This is a genomic window from Caballeronia temeraria, from assembly GCF_001544795.2.
In the GTDB taxonomy this organism is placed as follows: domain Bacteria; phylum Pseudomonadota; class Gammaproteobacteria; order Burkholderiales; family Burkholderiaceae; genus Caballeronia; species Caballeronia temeraria.
Genome location: NZ_FCOI02000014.1, coordinates 11,905 through 29,666 on the forward strand (window position 1 = coordinate 11,905; position 17,762 = coordinate 29,666).

Consider the following 17,762-nt stretch of genomic DNA (forward strand, 5'->3'; position numbering starts at 1 on the left):
CGCGAAGCGGGCTGGAGCTATTGGTGCTGAACCAGCAAGTGAAGCGGCGCGATGTGACAGACCGTGCGCGATCCAAGCCCGGTTGGGCCTTTGAGGGCGACACTTAGGCGAGTGCCGCCTGGGACGAGAGAACTACCCAAATTGCGTGTGACCGCGGGCTTGAGAAGCTGCTTTCTTTGGTTACTTTCTTTGCAGCAGCAAAGAAAGTGACTGCCGCCCCGCACAGGGGCAGTGCCAATAGACCAACACGAATACGGGATCCGGCGAGAAAAAAACTCAAGCTGCGAGCGACTTCCGCAGCGCCGTCCGTGATCCAGGAAACCGCACGATAAACATACTCCCCTTCCCGACTTCACTCTTAACATCGAGTTCAGCGTTGTGCCGTTGCAGCACATGCTTGACGATGGCGAGCCCCAACCCTGTCCCACCGGTATCCCGCGACCGGCTCCGATCCACGCGATAAAACCGCTCGGTCAAGCGCGGAATATGCTCCGCAGGAATGCCAAGCCCACTATCCCGCACAGTAAACACCGCACGATCCTTCATGCGTTGCCACGTGACCTCGATGGTCCCGCCATCAGGCGTATAACGCACCGCGTTCGTCACGAGATTGCCAAGCGCACTCATCACCTCGGTCTCGACGCCAGCCACAGTCAACGCATCGTCGCTATGAAACGTGATCCGATGCCGTCCGTTCGACAGATTGTTCGCATCGTCTTCCAGATGACGCAACACCGCGCGCATATCGAGAAGCTCATCGCCCGGCGGACGCATATCGCCTTCGAGATTGGCGAGCACGAGCAGATCACGCACGATGTTCTGCATACGCGACGCCTGCTGCTCCATCATGTCGAGATAACGCATGCGATCCGCTTCATCCAGCGGCAGCTCACGCATGGTTTCGAGAAAACCGGAAAGCACCGTAAGCGGCGTCTTCAGTTCATGCGAAACATTCGCGACGAAATCGCGGCGCATCGAATCCGTGCGCTCCAGCTCGGTGATGTCCTGCGTGAGAAGCAGCTTGCGGTTCTCGCCATACGGAAAGACCTGCACCGACACCGTGAACTTGCGATTCATGCCCATGCCGCGCATCACGAGCGTCTCTTCGTAATGGTGCGCGTTCAGATAACGAACGAAATCCGGATTGCGCACGAGATGCGTGATGTGCTGACGCAAGTCGCGCTTCGCATCGAGCCCGAAGTGTTTCTCGGCAATGGCATTGCACCACTCGATCTGATCGTGATCGTCGAGCATCGCAACGCCGTTCGGCGATGCCTGAATCGCCTGAATGAAGCGCGCATGCTGTTGCTCGACCTGGCGCACTTGCGCGTGCCAGCGTTTCGCGAGCTTATGCAGCCGGTAATAGATTTCGCCCCAGATACCGATCGCGCTCGGCACCTCGCCGTAGACCGGCGCTTCGAGCAGACGCCACAGGCGCTGCATGTGATACGTGACGAAGAAGCCTTGCACGACGAGCATGAGCACCGCGAAGGCGAGCGCAACGCGCACGCCCGCCAATGCGCCGATCGCTGCACTGAGCGCGGCGAGCAGCGCGAGGGACACGATCGCACGCGTCCAGATGATGTTCATGTTGTCGGTGTTTCTGAGTGACGTTGATGCGGCAAACTAATTCGGCACGTTGAGGCGAATAACGTTGGACCCGAACTCAGGCACTCTTCGCAAGCCGATACCCGCTGCCGCGCACCGTTTCGATCATAGCATCGCAGCCCGCGGGCTTGAGCGCGGCACGCAGACGCTTGATGTGCACATCGACCGTGCGCTCTTCGACGAACACGTGATCGCCCCACACCTGATCCAGCAACTGCGTACGGCTATGCACGCGCTCCGGATGCGTCATGAAGAAATGCAGCAGGCGGAACTCGGTCGGGCCGAGATCGAGCTTGATATCGTTGCCCGAATGGCTCGCCGCCACGCGATGCGTCGCCGGATCGAGACGCAGTCCGTTGATCGCAACGACATCTTCGGTCAGCTGCGGCGCGCGACGGCGCAGCACCGCCTTGATACGCGCCATCAGCTCCTTCGGCGAGAACGGCTTCGTGACGTAATCGTCCGCGCCGATCTCGAGGCCGAGCACCTTGTCCTGCTCGTCGCCGCGCGCCGTCAGCATGATGATCGGGATGTGCTTCGTGCGCTCGTTGTTGCGCAACTCGCGCGCGAACGCGATGCCCGACTTGCCGGGCAACATCCAGTCGAGCAGCACGAGATCAGGCAGCACGTCGCTGATGAGGTTCTGCGCCTGCTCCGCGTTGTACGCGCGGATCGGGCAATGTCCCGCATGTTGAAGATTCACCGAAATCAGTTCGGAGATCGCGGGTTCGTCTTCGATGACGAGGATACTGCTGGGCATCGGCACCTCTTGACCTTTTGCTTAAGTTGAAACGATTGCGCCGGATTAACTCAGCGCTTCCCGCTCGAGCTGATCGCGCGAAATATGCCGCACGTCGGTGCCCTTCACGATATAGATGATGAACTCGGCGATATTCTTCGCGTGATCGCCGATGCGCTCCACCGCCTTCGCGATGAACAGATAGTCGAGGCCCGCGGAAATCGTGCGCGGATCTTCCATCATGTACGTCACGAGCTTGCGCACGAAGGCGCGGAATTCATCGTCGATGGCCTTGTCGTCGCGCACGATCTGCGCGGCGGCAACCGTGTCGAGACGGGCGAACGCATCGAGCGCGCGACGCAGAATCGACACCGCCATTTCGCCCGAAAGCTTGATCTCGGCGATGTTCACCGTGCGGCCCGCGCCGTCTTCGTTGATGCGCTTTACGCGCTTCGCGATCTTCTCGGCTTCGTCGCCGGCGCGCTCGAGATTCGTGATCGTCTTCGAGATCGCCATCAACAGACGCAGGTCGCGCGCGGCCGGCTGACGGCGCGCGATGATGTTGCTGCACTCTTCGTCGATCTCGACTTCCATCGTGTTCAGACGCGCTTCGGCCGCGATCACCTGATCCGCGATGCCGATGTCGAATTCGTTCAGCGCCTGCATCGCCGCGATGATCTGCGACTCAACCAGACCGCCCATTTCCAGCACTTTCGACGACACCGCGTTGAGGTCGGCGTCGAACTGGCTCGAGAGATGTTTATCGGACATATATGCTCCTTAAGCCTTCTGTTTTCACCTGGCTGACGATCAGCCGAAGCGGCCCGTGATGTAGTCTTCCGTTTCCTTGCGGGCCGGCTTGATGAAGATCTTTTCGGTATCGCCGAACTCGATCAATTCACCGAGGTACATATAGGCAGTGTAGTCCGAACAACGCGCCGCCTGCTGCATGTTGTGCGTGACGATGACGACCGTGTAATCGCTTTTCAATTCGGCGATCAGCTCTTCGATGCGGCCCGTCGAGATCGGGTCGAGTGCCGAGCACGGCTCGTCGAGCAACAGCACTTCCGGACGGATCGCGATGCCGCGCGCGATACACAAACGCTGCTGCTGACCGCCCGACAAACCGTAGCCGCTCTGCTGCAACTTGTCCTTCACTTCGGTCCAGAGTGCGGCTTTCGTCAGCGCCCATTCCACGCGGTCATCCATTTCCGAGCGCGAGAGCTGCTCGAACATCTTCACGCCGAACGCGATGTTGTCGTAGATCGACATCGGGAACGGCGTCGGCTTCTGGAACACCATGCCCACACGCGCGCGTAGCAGCGAGATGTCCTTCGTCGTGTCGAGCAGATTCACGCCGTCCATCAGGATTTCGCCTTCGGCGCGCTGCTCCGGATAGAGCGCGTACATCTTGTTGAACGTGCGCAGCAGCGTGGACTTGCCGCAACCCGACGGACCGATGAACGCCGTCACCTTCTTCTCGGGAATGCGCAGGTTGATGTTCTTCAGCGCGTGATACTTGTTGTAGAAGAAGTTGAGGTTGTTCACCTCGATCTTCGGCTTGATGGAATCCGCCGGCTGCGAGCTGTGCGTCGGACGCATACTGCCCGGCGCCGGACCGCGCTCGATCGGCTTTTCCTGGTGGTTGACACCGCTTTCGACCATATTCATGGAATCACTCCACCCTTATTTCTTCGAGAAGATCGCGCGCGCCAGGATATTCAGACCCAGCACGCCGAGCGTAATCAGGAACACACCGGCCCACGCGAGCGATTGCCACTGCGGGAACGGACTCATCGCGAACTTGTAGATCGTCACCGGGAGATTGGCCACCGGCTGATTCATGTCCCACGAGAAAAATTGATTCGACAGCGCCGTGAACAGCAGCGGCGCGGTTTCGCCGGCGATACGCGCGATCGCCAGCAGCACGCCGGTGACGATGCCGCCGACCGACGCCTTCAGCGTGATCGACATCACCATCTTCCACTTCGGCGTGCCGAGCGCGAACGCGGCTTCACGCAGCGCGTTCGGCACGAGCTTCAGCATGTTCTCGGTCGTGCGGATCACGATCGGAATCTGCAGCAGGGCGAGCGCGATCACGCCGGCCCAGCCGGAGAAGCGGCCCATCTTCGCGACGACGATCGCATACACGAACAGACCGACGACGATCGACGGCGCCGACAACAGAATGTCGTTGATGAAGCGCGTGACGCTCGCGAGCCAGCGCTTCTGCCCGTATTCGGCGAGATAGACGCCCGCGAGAATGCCGAGCGGCGTGCCCACGCAGGTCGCGAGCAAGACGAGCATCAGCGAGCCGACGATCGCGTTGGCGAGACCGCCGCCATCGGTGTTCGGCGGCGGCGTCGATTGCGTGAACAGATCGACCGACAAACCGCCGATGCCGAGCTTGAGCGTCGTGAAGAGAATCCAGACGAGCCAGATGAGACCGAAGGCCATCGCGGCGAGCGAGAGCGTCAGCGCGACCGCGTTGGTGCCGCGGCGGCGGCGCTGCAGCTTCTGACGCGTGGCTTCCACGCGCGCGGGGTCCTGATTGAACGTAGCGGGACGGCTCATTATTTACGGCCCTCCCCGCGTTCCATGCGCAGAAGCATCAGCTTCGAGAGCGCGAGCACGAAGAACGTGATCACGAAGAGAATCAGACCGAGTTCCATCAATGCCGACGTATGCAGGCCCGGGCTCGCTTCCGCGAATTCGTTCGCGAGCGCCGAGGTGATGCTGTTGCCGGGCGAAAAGAGCGATACGTTGTCGAGCAGATTCGTGTTGCCGATGACGAATGTGACCGCCATCGTCTCGCCGAGCGCGCGGCCGAGACCGAGCATGACGCCGCCGATCACACCGGCGCGCGTGTACGGCAGCACGATCTTCCACATCACTTCCCAGGTCGTGCAGCCGATGCCGTACGCCGATTCCTTCAGCAGCACGGGCGTGACTTCGAACACGTCGCGCATCACGGAAGCGATGTACGGGATGATCATGATCGCGAGAATCACGCCGGCGCACAGAATGCCGATGCCGATCGGCGGCCCTTGAAAGAACACGCCGATGAAGGGCGCGTCAGCGAGCAGATGGCCGAGCGGCTTCTCGAAGTATTGCGCGAAGATCGGCGCGAACACGAGCAGGCCCCACATGCCGTAGACGATCGACGGAATCGCCGCGAGCAGTTCGATCGCGACGCCGAGCGGCCGGCGCAACCACGCGGGCGACAGTTCCGTCAGAAAGAGTGCGATGCCGAAGCTGACCGGCACGGCGATGATGAGCGCGATGATCGACGTCGCGATGGTGCCGTAGATGGGCACGAGCGCGCCGAACGATTCGCTGGGCGGATCCCATTCCGAACGCCAGAGGAACGAGAGGCCGAATTTCTGGATGGTCGGCATCGACGCGACGAGCAGCGACACGATGATGCCGCCAAGCAGAAGCAGCGTGATGACAGCCGCAAGCCGTGTCACGCCGCCGAAAATGATGTCGCCGATGCGGCTCGGCGCGCGCTGCGTATGCGCTGCCGGCACCGCCGACGATAAGTTGATGTCCGACATGGGAGCCTTGGTTTCGCTACGTGTCAGACCGCGCGGCGGACTCTTCCGCCCGCCGCGCGGCTTTCCTTGAAACTGACTGTCCGGGGCTTCAGAAGCTTAGGACAGTTTCCAGCGACGCGTACTGCACTTACTCCGCAACCGCCTTGCCCGCGGCGTCCTTGACCTTCGCCTTCCACTGCGTCTTGATTTCAGCGACGACCGAATCCGGCAGCGAGATGTAGTCGAGATCGTTCGCAGCCTGGCCGCCGTTCTTGAACGCCCAGTCGAAGAACTTCAGCGTTTCCGTTCCTTGCGCCGGCTTCTCCTGCGTCGCGTGCAGCAGCACGAAGGTCGCGCCGACGATCGGCCATGCGTCCTTGCCCGGCTCGTTCGTGAGGATCTGGTAGAACGACTTCGACCAGTCAGCGCCGGCAGCCGCTGCCTTGAACGTCTCGGTCTTCGGCTCGACGACGGTGCCAGCCGAGTTCTTCATGCCGACGTAGGTCATCTTGTTCTGCTTCGCGTACGCCCACTCCACGTAGCCGATCGCGCCCGGCAGACGCTGCACGAAGGCCGCGACGCCGTCGTTGCCCTTGCCGCCCGTGCCCGTCGGCCAGTTCACGGTCGAACCTTCGCCGACCTTCGACTTCCAGTCCGCGTTCACCTTCGACAGATAGTTCGTCCAGATGAAGCTCGTGCCCGAGCCGTCAGCGCGGCGCACGACCGCGATGTCCGTATCCGGCAGCTTGGCCTTCGGGTTCAGCGCGACAATCGCCGGGTCGTTCCACTTCTTGATCTTGCCGAGGTAGATGTCGCCGAGCACCTGGCCCGACAGCGTCACTTCACCGGCCTTCACGCCCGGCACGTTGATGACCGGCACCACGCCGCCCACTACCGTCGGGAACTGGAACAGGCCGTCCTTCGCGAGTTCGTCATCTTTCAGCGGAGCATCCGAGCCCGCGAAATCCACCGTCTTCGCGATGATTTGCTTGATGCCGCCCGACGAGCCGATGCCTTGGTAGTTCACCTTGCCGCCGCCGGTTTTCTGGTAGGCGTCCGCCCACTTGGTGTAGATCGGCGCTGCGAAGGTCGAACCCGCGCCGGTGATGTCGGCTGCTTGAGCGGAGATGGCGAACACTGCACCAATCAGGCCGGCCAGCGCGGTTTGCATCAATTTCATTCTTAATCTCCAGGGTAGTGAGCGTGTGTCGAGTGAGCGTGTGAGACGACACCGCGAAATATAGGAGGTGTCCGTGACAGTAATATGACTAATCGTGAAGACAACGTGTCATTTTGCTTACGCGCCGAAAGTTTGATCGCACCCGATTTGTCGAGGCCCCGGAGACAATAAAAAAGCGGGCCGAAGCCCGCTTTTAGCGAAACGCAAAGAAGCTCAGTAAACGCCTACGAAGTGGCCTCTTTTACGACCTGCGCAATCGTTTCCGCGTATCGAACCGCATCCTGTTGCGCCGACGCTTCCACCATCACGCGCAGGACCGGCTCAGTTCCCGACGCACGAATCAAGACCCGGCCGTGCGATTCGAGGGAACGCTCGGCTTGCTCGACCGCGCGGCGAATCGCGTCGCTGCCCTTCCAGTCCGCGCCCGCGTTCATCCGCACGTTGATGAGTTTCTGCGGGAACAGGCTCACGCCGCGCAGCAGATCAGCGAGCGACTTGCCGCTGCGCTGGATCGCCGCGAGCACGAGAAGCGCCGAGACGATGCCGTCGCCGGTCGAATGGCGGTCCAGCGACAGGATGTGCCCCGAGCCTTCCGCGCCGAGCTGCCAACCGTTTTCGCGCAGCTTCTCGAGCACGTAACGGTCGCCGACCGCCGCGCGCACGAACTTCACGCCCGCCTCTTTCAGCGCCACTTCGACAGCCATGTTCGTCATCAACGTGCCGACTGCGCCTTCCACCTTGCCGTCGGTCGCGATGCGGTCCTTGACCAGCACGTAGAGCAACTCGTCGCCGTTATAGAGACGGCCGGTCGAATCGACGATCTGCAGGCGGTCCGCGTCGCCGTCGAGTGCGATGCCGAGATCGGCCTTGTGCTCCACCACGGCGCGCACGAGCGCGTCCGGTGCCGTCGCGCCGACGCCATCGTTGATGTTGAAGCCGTTCGGCGACACGCCGATCGACACGACTTCCGCGCCGAGCTCATGGAACACGTGCGGCGCGACGTCGTACGCGGCGCCGTGCGCGCAGTCGACGACGAGCTTCAGCCCGCGAAGATCGAAGCTCGCGGGGAACGTGCTCTTGCAGAATTCGATGTAGCGCCCGCCCGCGTCGTCCAGACGGCGCGCCTTGCCGAGACGTTCGGAAGGCGCGCATTCCATCGGCTGTTCGAGCTGGCGCTCGATTTCGAGCTCGACTTCGTCGGGCAGCTTGTTGCCGTCCGCGGAGAAGAACTTGATCCCGTTGTCGTTATACGGATTGTGCGACGCGCTGATCACGACGCCCGCCGACAGCCGCAGCGCCCGCGTCAGATACGCGACGCCCGGCGTCGGCATCGGGCCGGCCAGCATCACGTCGACGCCCGCCGCCGAGAAGCCCGACTCCAGCGCCGCTTCGAGCATGTAGCCCGACACGCGCGTGTCCTTGCCGATCAGCACCGTCGGACGATTGCCCTTTTTCTGCTGCGCGCGGTCCGCGCCCGCGAGCACTTTGCCGGCTGCGTAGCCGAGCTTGAGTACGAAATCCGGCGTGATCGGCGCGACGCCCACGCGGCCGCGGATGCCATCCGTTCCAAAATATTGACGTGCCATTATTGCTTGACCCTCCTCGCGACCGTATGGCGCATCTTATCGGCCGGCGATTTTAGTTAATAAGTTCTATTGGCGCGCGCCTGCGCCTAAATTCCTGATGAATGAGGCCCAGTCTCAATAATGCCCATTCCGGACGGCATTCTTTGTGGCCTGCCAGACTTTCAGCGCATCGATGGTCTCCGCGACATCGTGAACGCGGATGATCGCCGCACCCCGTTCCGCCGCGCACACCGCGGCCGCAATGCTCGCCGCGAGCCGTTCGCCCGCGCCGCGTCCGGTGACGGCGCCGAGCATCGATTTGCGTGACATGCCCGCGAGCAAGGGAAAGTTCGCGCCGCCCGGCGACGTGTCCGTGAGATGCGCGAGCAACGAATAATTATGCTCGACTGTTTTGCCGAAACCGTAACCAGGATCGAGGCTGATGCGCTCCCGCGCGATGCCCGCAGACGTCAGCGCGGCGATACGTTCGGCGAAAAACGCCCGCACGTCGGCAACGACGTCTTCGTAGACCGGGTCATGGAGCTGCATCGTGCGCGGCTCGCCTAGCATGTGCATCACGCAGAGGCCGCAGTTGCTGTCCTTCACGGCCTCGATCGCGCCTTGCTGACGAAGGCCCCAGATGTCGTTGATCATGTCCGCCCCGGCCTCGAGCGCGGCGCGCATCACGGCCGGCTTGTAGGTATCGACGGAAAGCGGCACTTGCATGGCGCGCAGCGCCTCGACGATCGGCACGACGCGCTCGAGTTCCTCGTCGAGAGGCACGGGCGGCGCCCCGGGACGCGTGGATTCGCCGCCGATATCGATCATGTCGGCGCCATCGGCGAGCATCTGCCCGGCACGCGCGAGCGCGGCGTCGCGCGAGATGAAGCGGCCGCCGTCCGAGAACGAGTCCGGCGTCACGTTGAGAATGCCCATGACGAGCGGGCGTTCGAAGGTCAGCGTAAAGCGCCCGCACTGGAGCGGCGCTGCTGGAAGCGGAGATGGGCTAAGTGTGGTCAAGCGAGTCGAACGAAACGGGATTCAGAAGCTATACGACGTTTGCACGCAGCGTCTCATTAAAACCGGGCCCACAAGTGAAAATGGGCCGGCGTGCTATGCACACCGGCCCATGAACCGACTCAGGACACTCAGGCCGTTGCCGGCGCGTTGCCTGGCTTCACCTCGTTGCCGCTGTTGCCACCCGACGGCGTATCGCCGGACGGAGGCGGCAGGTTCTTCGGCGGACGCGGCGGACGATCCGCCATGATGTCGCTGATCTGATCCGCGTCGATGGTTTCCCATTCGAGCAGCGCCTTGGTCATGGCTTCGACCTTGTCGCGGCTATCTTCCAGCAGCTTGCGGGCGAGCGCATATTGCTCGTCGAGGATACGGCGGATTTCCGCGTCGACCTTCTGCTGCGTGGCTTCGGACACCGACTTCGCGCCCATCTTGCCGAACATGCCGTTTTCTTCGGTATCGACGTAGACCATCGTGCCGAGCACGTCCGACATGCCGTAGCGCGTCACCATGTCGCGCGCCATTTTCGTTGCGCGCTCGAAGTCGTTCGAAGCACCGGTCGACATCGAGTTCAGGAACACTTCTTCCGCTGCACGGCCGCCGAACAGGATGGCGATTTCCTCGAGCATCTTGTCGCGATACAGATTCACGCGATCATGCTCCGGCAACTGCCACGTGACGCCCAATGCCCAGCCGCGCGGCATGATCGTGACCTTGTGCACCGGATCGGCATGCGGCAGCAGCTTCGCAACCACCGCGTGACCGGACTCGTGGTACGCGGTATTGCGACGCTCTTCCTCGCGCATGACAGCCGACTTGCGCTCCGGACCCATGAAAATCTTGTCCTTCGCGTCTTCGAAGTCCTGCATTTCGACGATGCGCTTTCCGCGACGCGCCGCGAACAGCGCCGCTTCGTTCACGAGATTCGCGAGATCCGCGCCCGAGAAACCCGGCGTGCCGCGTGCGATGACCGATGCATCCACGTCGTTCGCGATCGGCACCTTGCGCAGGTGCACCTTCATGATGTGCTCGCGGCCGCGGATATCCGGCAGACCGACGTAGACCTGGCGGTCGAAACGGCCCGGACGGAGCAACGCCTTGTCGAGCACGTCAGAACGGTTCGTCGCCGCGATCACGATGACGCCCGAGTTCGCTTCGAAGCCGTCCATTTCGACGAGCATCTGGTTCAGCGTCTGCTCGCGCTCGTCGTTGCCGCCGCCCATGCCGGCGCCGCGATGACGGCCGACCGCGTCGATTTCGTCGATGAACACGATACACGGCGCATGCTTCTTCGCCTGCTCGAACATGTCGCGCACACGCGCCGCGCCGACACCCACGAACATTTCAACGAAGTCCGAACCGGAAATGCTGAAGAACGGCACTTTCGCTTCGCCAGCAATGGCGCGCGCCAGCAGCGTCTTACCGGTACCCGGAGGGCCGACCAGCAGCACGCCGCGTGGAATACGTCCGCCCAGCTTCTGGAATTTCTGCGGATCGCGCAGGAAGTCCACCAGCTCCGACACTTCTTCCTTGGCTTCGTCGCAACCGGCGACATCGGTGAAATTGATTGCGTTGTTGTTTTCGTCGATCAGCCGCGCCCGGGACTTGCCGAACGAGAACGCCCCGCCTTTGCCGCCTCCCTGCATCTGCCTCATCATGTAGAACCAGAAGCCGATGATGAGAATCGTCGGTCCGAGGTAGTACAGCGCCGAGACGAGCGCATTCGGTTCATCGTCAGCCTTGCCGCTGACCTGAACGCCGTATTTCATCAAGTCGCCGACCATCCAGATGTCGCCGGGCGACACGATCTGGTATTTCTGGCCGTCTGCCGGAGTGACCGTTAGATTGCGGCCCTGAACGGTGACATTCTTGACTTTGCCGTTCTTCGCGTCGTCCATGAACTGCGAATAGGACACACCTTCCTGGACGCGGGGCTTATCGAACTGCTTGAACACCGTAAACAGCACCAGTGCGATCACGAGCCACACTGCCGCTTTAGAGAACATATTGTTGTTCAAAGCACCACTCCTCACTCATAGACGGGCGCCTACATAAACCTTGCGGCGCCACCAAAGCATTCTAATCCAGTCCGCAAACCCCTGCCATAAGGTTTATCTACCGCACAAATAGCGGCAGACGGCCCTTTTTCGGCATAATCCGCGAAAATATCGCAGATTTTCGCCGAGTCGATCGAGCGGGCCGTTCAGTTCGGGTGCTTGAGCCGCCGCCCGAGAATAAAAGTCTCCGACGATTTGTCGCGAGAAGCCTTCGGTTTGCGCGGCGCCACCACTTTAAATTGCTGCTTGAACTTTTCGACGATCTGACTGTAACCGCTGCCGTGAAAACATTTGACCAGCAGCGCACCCTCCGGTTTCAGATGGTTCTGCGCGAACTCCAGCGCCAGATCGCACAGGTGCTCGATGCGCGCGGCATCCGCACTCGCCACGCCTGAGAGGTTGGGGGCCATGTCGGAAATTACAAGGTCCACCTGACGTTCGCCGACGATTTCATCGAGCTGCGCGAGCACCTCGTCCTCGCGAAAGTCGCCCTGGATGAACGTGACGTCCGCAATGGGCTCCATCGGCAGAATATCCAGCGCGATGATCGTGCCGTCGATGCCGCCCTCGCGCTCGGTGTCCCGCTTCGCGCCCTGCGCGAGCTTGTTACGCGCGTACTGGCTCCAGCTGCCGGGCGTCGAGCCGAGATCGACGATGACCTGCCCCGGCTTGATGAGCTTGTCCTGCTCGTCGATCTCCTTCAGCTTGTACGCGGCGCGCGCGCGATAGCCCTCGCGCTGCGCCATCTTCACGTAAGGATCGTTGATGTGGTCGTGCAACCACGAATGATTAAAACGGTTCTTTGCCATTCAAACTGAGCTCATGTGGCGCGCTGACAGCACGCCCGGTGCGTATTTTGCTGCATCGCGCGAGGCTTTTAGCGGATAATACGCGTCTTGTTGGCCGGACCGGTCCTCAGAGCGCTTGCGCTCCGCAACCCGGGCATCCGGCCTGTTCTGTTTCTGGTGGGCGTGGCGCGATCGATGCGCCGCAAATCCGGCGCGAATCGGCCACAGTTCCGTGCGCTTTCGCATCGGCGTGTTCAACCCGCCTCGCGAGCCACTCACGCCGCCCACATTTTAGTCGAGTCCCAAATTTCTCATGCCAGCTCTTAAACTCTCCCCCGCCGAGCGCGCCGATCTGCGCTCCCAGGCCCATGCGCTCAAGCCCGTCGTGCTCGTCGGCGCGGAGGGTCTGACCGATGCCGTGCTGAAAGAGATCAACGTGCACCTCGAAGCGCATCGGCTCATCAAAGTCCGCGTGTTCGGCGACGAACGCGAAGCGCGCGTCGCGGTCTACGACGAAATCTGCGATCGCCTGAACGCCGCGCCTATCCAGCATATCGGCAAGCTGCTCGTGATCTGGAGACCCGAAGGCGCCGCCCCGAAGAGCCGCGCCACCCGCACGCGCAGCACGATGCCGCCGAGCGCTGCCGAGGCCGCCGAAGAACGTTCGACGAAAGGCCGCGCGCCGCGTGTCGTGAAAGCCGTGAAAATCTCGCGCGACGCGCCCGCCTTCAAGAAGCCGAAGAAGCAGACGCTGAAGGTGCTGGGCAACGAACGCGTGACCGCCGGCGGCAATGTGAAGCGTGCGAAGAAGCGCCAGTCCAGCGTGAAGCGCCAGCATCAGGCCGTCAAATAAGCAAACGGCGCGTGCATTTCAGCTGAAACGCACGCGCCGCCTCGAACGACTGCGACTCAGCTTCGCGCGCGTTTCGCCGCCACCTTGGCGGATTTCCCCTTCGGCACGATCTTCACCGGCGCCGCGCCCGGCAAGCGCCACACCAGCGCAATACCGAACAGGCATTCGATCAGATAGATCGCACTCGAAATGCCGTGCAGAATCCCGAACTCTTTCGCATACGGCGAGCTCGCCAGATCGGTGCCCGCTTCCTGCGCCGCCATACGCAGCGAGTTCATGAACGGCTGCAGCGCGAAGTAGCCGACCAGCACGCACACGAGCATCACCGCGACGATCCACCGCACGCGCTTGTAGTCGACGATGCCGCTTTTCACGAAGCGATTGCCGATGAGAATCAGCACGAACGCGCTGACCACGCCGATGATCGCTTCGATCCGGAAGAGTTGCGCCGCCACCGAGCCCGCCGACGTGCGGTCGAGCATCGAAAAGAGGACGGGGGCAGCGACGAGGCCGAGGGTCAGCAAGCTGCCGACCCAGACCATGCTAACGATGCGAAAGAGCCGGTGCTCCATCAGACGTAGCGAACCGCGATGATTTCGTATTCGCGCGCGCCGCTCGGCGCCTGCACCGATGCCACGTCGCCTTCCGACTTCGCGATCAGCGCGCGCGCGATCGGCGAGCTGACGGAGATGAGGCCGTGGTCGATGTCGGCTTCGTCATCGCCGACGATCTGATACGTCACCATGTCGCCCGACTCTAGGTCTTCCAGTTCGACGGTCGCGCCGAACACCACGCGCCCTTCCGCTTCGACCTGCGTCGGGTCGATCACTTGCGCGGCGGCGAGCTTCGACTCGATTTCCGCGATACGGCCCTCGATGAATCCCTGCTTTTCTTTCGCGGCATCGTATTCCGCGTTTTCCGACAAGTCGCCCTGCGCGCGCGCTTCCGCGATCGCAGTGATGACCGCCGGACGCTCCACGGCCTTCAGGCGTTGCAACTCGTCGCGCAGCAACTCCGCGCCGCGCTTCGTCAAAGGAATCGTGCTCATAGACCACTCACAAACAATTTCGTCAAAAAAATTACCGCGGTTAAGCGCATCTCCCGAAAGAGACGCCGCTTAACCGCGGCTCGTGATGCTTGGACCAGTAATCGAAGCCTTAGTTTAGGCGAGCATGCAAGCCTTGTAAATCATAGACTTCCAAATCCCGCAGATACCGCAGACCTTCGACGGCCGCGCGCGCGCCCGACATGGTCGTGTAGTACGTGACCTTGTTGGCCTGCGCGCTCATACGAATCGAACGCGAATCCGCGATAGCGGCACGCGTTTCATCGACGGTGGTGAAGACGAGCGCGATCTCTCCGTTCTTGATCATGTCGACGATATGCGGACGGCCGTCTTTCACCTTGTTGACGGTCTTCACCGGCACGCCCGCCGCCGCGATGGCCGCCGCCGTGCCCTTCGTCGCGACGATCGGATAGCCGAGTTCGTGCAGCATCTGCGCGACTTCGACGGCTTTCGGCTTGTCGGCGTCCATCACGGTCAAAAGCACCGTGCCCGATTCCGGCAGACGCGAACCCGCGGCCAGTTGCGACTTGAAAAGCGCTTCGCCAAAGGTGCGGCCCACGCCCATCACTTCGCCGGTCGAACGCATTTCGGGCCCGAGCACCGGATCGACCGCCGGGAACTTCACAAACGGGAACACCGCTTCCTTCACGCTGAAGTACGGCGGAATCACTTCCTTCGTGACGCCCTGCGCCTTGAGCTTCTGACCGACCATCGCGCGAGCGGCGATCTTCGCGAGCGGCAGACCCGTCGCCTTCGACACGTACGGCACCGTGCGCGATGCGCGCGGGTTCACTTCCAGCACGTAGATGATGTCCTGCTTCGAGCCGTCGGCTTGCGGAACTTGCTGGATCGCGAACTGCACGTTCATCAGACCGATGACGTTCAGCGCCTTCGCCATTGCGGCGGTTTGCCGCTTCAACTCGTCGACGGTGTCCTTCGACAGCGAGTACGGCGGCAGCGAGCACGCCGAGTCGCCCGAATGCACGCCCGCCTGTTCGATGTGCTCCATCACGCCGCCGATGAACACGTCGTCGCCATCGGAAATGCAGTCGACGTCGCATTCGATCGCATCGTTCAGGAAGCGGTCGAGCAGCACCGGCGAGTCGTTCGACACCTTCACGGCCTCGCGCATGTAGCGTTCGAGATCGCGCGGCTCGTGGACGATTTCCATTGCGCGGCCGCCGAGCACGTACGACGGACGCACGACCAGCGGATAACCGATTTCTTCCGCGAGCTTGAGCGCTTCGTCTTCCGCGCGCGCGGTGCGGTTCGGCGGCTGACGCAGATCGAGATCCTTGAGCAGCTTCTGGAAGCGCTCGCGATCTTCGGCGGCATCGATCATGTCCGGCGACGTGCCGATGATCGGCACACCGTTCGCTTCGAGATCGAGCGCGAGCTTGAGCGGCGTCTGGCCGCCGTACTGCACGATCACGCCGACCGGCTTTTCCAGATCGACGATTTCGAGCACGTCTTCGAGCGTCAGCGATTCGAAGTACAGACGGTCGGACGTGTCGTAGTCGGTCGACACGGTTTCCGGATTGCAGTTGACCATGATGGTTTCATAGCCGTCCTCGCGCATCGCGAGCGCGGCATGCACGCAGCAATAGTCGAACTCGATGCCCTGACCGATCCGGTTCGGGCCGCCGCCCAGCACCATGATCTTCTTCTTGTCGGTCGGATTCGCTTCGCACTCTTCTTCGTACGTCGAGTACATGTACGCGGTCTTCGTCGCGAACTCGGCCGCGCACGTATCGACGCGCTTGTAGACCGGACGCACCTTCAGTTCGTGGCGCTTCTTGCGCACGTCGTCCTGCTTCGAACCGGTGAGCTTCGCGAGACGGCGATCCGAGAAGCCGCTCTTCTTCAGATACAGCAGTTCGTCGCGCGTGAGGCTTTCGAGGGTGCGGCCTTCGAGCGCCTTCTCCTTCAGGATGATCTGCTCGATCTGCGCGAGGAACCACGGATCGATCGACGTCTCTTCGAAGATCTCTTCCATCGTCAGGCCGAGACGGAACGCGTCGCCGAGATACCAGATGCGGTCCGGGCCCGGCTCACCGATCTCGCGGATGACTTCGTCGCGGCTCGTGGTCTTTTCGTCGAGACCGTCGACGCCGACTTCCAGACCGCGCAGCGCCTTCTGGAACGATTCCTGGAACGTGCGGCCCATCGCCATCACTTCGCCGACGGACTTCATCTGCGTCGTCAGGCGCGAATCGGCTTCCCGGAATTTCTCGAACGCGAAACGCGGCACCTTCGTCACGACGTAGTCGATCGTCGGTTCGAACGATGCGGGCGTCTGGCCGCCGGTGATTTCATTCTTGAGTTCGTCGAGCGTGTAGCCGCACGCGAGCTTCGCGGCGACCTTCGCGATCGGGAAACCCGTGGCCTTCGAAGCCAGCGCCGACGACCGCGACACACGCGGATTCATCTCGATGACGACCATGCGGCCGTCGTTCGGATTGATCGCGAACTGCACGTTGGAGCCGCCTGTATCGACGCCGATTTCGCGCAACACGGCAAGCGACGCGTTACGCAGCACTTGATACTCTTTGTCGGTGAGCGTCTGCGCGGGCGCGACGGTGATCGAGTCGCCGGTATGCACGCCCATCGGATCGAGGTTTTCGATCGAGCACACGATGATGCAGTTGTCCTTTTTATCGCGGACGACTTCCATCTCGTACTCTTTCCAGCCGAGCAACGATTCTTCGATCAGCAGTTCGCGCGTCGGCGAAAGATCGAGACCGCGACGGCAGATTTCCTCGAACTCTTCCTTGTTGTACGCGATGCCGCCGCCCGAGCCGCCCAGCGTGAACGACGGGCGAATGACGGTCGGATAGCCGCCGCTGCCGGTCGCTTCGGCGATCTGCGCCTGGACCGCGAGCGCTTCTTCCATCGAATGCGCGATGCCCGACTTGGCCGAACCGAGGCCGATCTTCGTCATCGCGTCCTTGAACTTCTGGCGGTCTTCCGCCTTGTCGATCGCTTCGGGCGATGCGCCGATCAGCTCGACCTTGTACTTCTCCAGCACGCCGTGATGGAACAGGTCGAGCGCGCAGTTCAGCGCGGTCTGTCCGCCCATGGTCGGCAGGATCGCATCGGGACGCTCTTTCGCGATGATGCGCTCGACCACTTCCCACGAGATCGGCTCGATGTACGTGACATCCGCCGTGTTCGGGTCGGTCATGATCGTCGCTGGATTGCTGTTGACGAGGATGACCTTGTAGCCTTCCTCACGCAGCGCCTTGCATGCTTGCGCGCCCGAATAGTCGAACTCGCACGCCTGGCCGATGATGATCGGGCCCGCGCCGATGATGAGGATGCTCTTGATGTCTGTGCGCTTCGGCATAACTGTG

15 protein-coding genes are annotated in these 17,762 nt (G+C 61.9%); 1 reads left to right on the forward strand and 14 read right to left on the reverse strand.

Annotation, left to right across the window (positions count from 1 at the left end; genetic code table 11):
• Positions 1-276 precede the first annotated feature (276 nt).
• The 11 genes from phoR to AWB76_RS20390 form a co-directional block, all read right to left on the reverse strand.
• Positions 277-1,590, reverse strand: coding sequence for a phosphate regulon sensor histidine kinase PhoR (phoR, locus tag AWB76_RS20340; protein WP_061161959.1), 1,314 nt, complete (start codon positions 1,588-1,590; stop codon positions 277-279).
• A gap of 76 nt (positions 1,591-1,666) precedes the next feature.
• On the reverse strand, positions 1,667-2,368 hold the full coding sequence (gene phoB / locus AWB76_RS20345; protein WP_061161960.1) for a phosphate regulon transcriptional regulator PhoB: 702 nt from the start codon (positions 2,366-2,368) through the stop codon (positions 1,667-1,669).
• A gap of 45 nt (positions 2,369-2,413) precedes the next feature.
• On the reverse strand, positions 2,414-3,118 hold the full coding sequence (gene phoU, locus AWB76_RS20350; protein WP_061161961.1) for a phosphate signaling complex protein PhoU: 705 nt from the start codon (positions 3,116-3,118) through the stop codon (positions 2,414-2,416).
• Positions 3,119-3,157: 39 nt separating this feature from the next.
• Positions 3,158-4,018 carry a phosphate ABC transporter ATP-binding protein PstB gene (pstB, locus tag AWB76_RS20355; RefSeq protein ID WP_061161962.1) on the reverse strand — a complete coding sequence of 287 codons (861 nt, stop codon included), beginning with the start codon at positions 4,016-4,018 and terminating at the stop codon, positions 3,158-3,160.
• Positions 4,019-4,033: 15 nt separating this feature from the next.
• On the reverse strand, positions 4,034-4,921 hold the full coding sequence (pstA, locus tag AWB76_RS20360; RefSeq protein ID WP_061161963.1) for a phosphate ABC transporter permease PstA: 888 nt from the start codon (positions 4,919-4,921) through the stop codon (positions 4,034-4,036).
• On the reverse strand, positions 4,921-5,904 hold the full coding sequence (gene pstC, locus AWB76_RS20365) for a phosphate ABC transporter permease PstC (RefSeq protein WP_061161964.1): 984 nt from the start codon (positions 5,902-5,904) through the stop codon (positions 4,921-4,923). The genes pstA and pstC overlap by 1 nt, the downstream gene beginning before the upstream one ends.
• Positions 5,905-6,031: 127 nt before the next feature.
• Entirely contained in the window at positions 6,032-7,063 is a 1,032-nt protein-coding gene (gene pstS, locus AWB76_RS20370; protein WP_061161965.1) for a phosphate ABC transporter substrate-binding protein PstS, read from the reverse strand.
• A 224-nt stretch (positions 7,064-7,287) separates the two neighbouring features.
• Complete coding sequence (glmM, locus tag AWB76_RS20375; RefSeq protein ID WP_061161966.1) at positions 7,288-8,649, reverse strand: phosphoglucosamine mutase; 1,362 nt, start codon at positions 8,647-8,649, stop codon at positions 7,288-7,290.
• Between the two features lie 114 nt (positions 8,650-8,763).
• Positions 8,764-9,564, reverse strand: coding sequence for a dihydropteroate synthase (folP, locus tag AWB76_RS20380; protein WP_157696169.1), 801 nt, complete (start codon positions 9,562-9,564; stop codon positions 8,764-8,766).
• A 212-nt stretch (positions 9,565-9,776) separates the two neighbouring features.
• Positions 9,777-11,663 carry an ATP-dependent zinc metalloprotease FtsH gene (ftsH, locus tag AWB76_RS20385; RefSeq protein WP_061161968.1) on the reverse strand — a complete coding sequence of 629 codons (1,887 nt, stop codon included), beginning with the start codon at positions 11,661-11,663 and terminating at the stop codon, positions 9,777-9,779.
• A gap of 185 nt (positions 11,664-11,848) precedes the next feature.
• Positions 11,849-12,511, reverse strand: coding sequence for an RlmE family RNA methyltransferase (locus AWB76_RS20390; protein ID WP_061161969.1), 663 nt, complete (start codon positions 12,509-12,511; stop codon positions 11,849-11,851).
• A gap of 292 nt (positions 12,512-12,803) precedes the next feature.
• On the opposite strand from AWB76_RS20390, the gene AWB76_RS20395 reads away from it, so the two are divergent.
• Positions 12,804-13,343 carry a YhbY family RNA-binding protein gene (locus AWB76_RS20395; protein WP_061161970.1) on the forward strand — a complete coding sequence of 180 codons (540 nt, stop codon included), beginning with the start codon at positions 12,804-12,806 and terminating at the stop codon, positions 13,341-13,343.
• 56 nt (positions 13,344-13,399) lie between these two features.
• On the opposite strand, the gene AWB76_RS20400 is transcribed toward AWB76_RS20395, so the two are convergent.
• The 3 genes from AWB76_RS20400 to carB all read right to left on the reverse strand — a co-directional run bounded on the left by AWB76_RS20400 (position 13,400) and on the right by carB (position 17,755).
• Positions 13,400-13,915, reverse strand: a complete 516-nt coding sequence (locus AWB76_RS20400) for a DUF4149 domain-containing protein (protein ID WP_061161971.1) — start codon at positions 13,913-13,915, stop codon at positions 13,400-13,402.
• The gene (gene greA, locus AWB76_RS20405) at positions 13,915-14,391 is read right to left on the reverse strand and encodes a transcription elongation factor GreA (RefSeq protein ID WP_061161972.1); all 477 of its coding nucleotides are present in this window, start codon (positions 14,389-14,391) and stop codon (positions 13,915-13,917) included. The genes AWB76_RS20400 and greA overlap by 1 nt, the downstream gene beginning before the upstream one ends.
• A gap of 109 nt (positions 14,392-14,500) precedes the next feature.
• Positions 14,501-17,755 carry a carbamoyl-phosphate synthase large subunit gene (gene carB / locus AWB76_RS20410; protein ID WP_061161973.1) on the reverse strand — a complete coding sequence of 1,085 codons (3,255 nt, stop codon included), beginning with the start codon at positions 17,753-17,755 and terminating at the stop codon, positions 14,501-14,503.
• Positions 17,756-17,762 lie beyond the last annotated feature (7 nt).

Coding starts and splice junctions, on each gene's coding strand:
- folP (WP_157696169.1), bottom strand. CDS start 9,564: ATGGGCATTCTCAACGTGACGCCGGACTCGTTCTCGGACGGCGGCCGC.
- greA (WP_061161972.1), bottom strand. CDS start 14,391: ATGAGCACGATTCCTTTGACGAAGCGCGGCGCGGAGTTGCTGCGCGAC.
- AWB76_RS20400 (WP_061161971.1), bottom strand. CDS start 13,915: ATGGAGCACCGGCTCTTTCGCATCGTTAGCATGGTCTGGGTCGGCAGC.
- pstB (WP_061161962.1), bottom strand. CDS start 4,018: ATGAATATGGTCGAAAGCGGTGTCAACCACCAGGAAAAGCCGATCGAG.
- pstC (WP_061161964.1), bottom strand. CDS start 5,904: ATGTCGGACATCAACTTATCGTCGGCGGTGCCGGCAGCGCATACGCAG.
- AWB76_RS20390 (WP_061161969.1), bottom strand. CDS start 12,511: ATGGCAAAGAACCGTTTTAATCATTCGTGGTTGCACGACCACATCAAC.
- glmM (WP_061161966.1), bottom strand. CDS start 8,649: ATGGCACGTCAATATTTTGGAACGGATGGCATCCGCGGCCGCGTGGGC.
- pstS (WP_061161965.1), bottom strand. CDS start 7,063: ATGAAATTGATGCAAACCGCGCTGGCCGGCCTGATTGGTGCAGTGTTC.
- pstA (WP_061161963.1), bottom strand. CDS start 4,921: ATGAGCCGTCCCGCTACGTTCAATCAGGACCCCGCGCGCGTGGAAGCC.
- phoB (WP_061161960.1), bottom strand. CDS start 2,368: ATGCCCAGCAGTATCCTCGTCATCGAAGACGAACCCGCGATCTCCGAA.
- phoR (WP_061161959.1), bottom strand. CDS start 1,590: ATGAACATCATCTGGACGCGTGCGATCGTGTCCCTCGCGCTGCTCGCC.
- phoU (WP_061161961.1), bottom strand. CDS start 3,118: ATGTCCGATAAACATCTCTCGAGCCAGTTCGACGCCGACCTCAACGCG.
- AWB76_RS20395 (WP_061161970.1), top strand. CDS start 12,804: ATGCCAGCTCTTAAACTCTCCCCCGCCGAGCGCGCCGATCTGCGCTCC.
- carB (WP_061161973.1), bottom strand. CDS start 17,755: ATGCCGAAGCGCACAGACATCAAGAGCATCCTCATCATCGGCGCGGGC.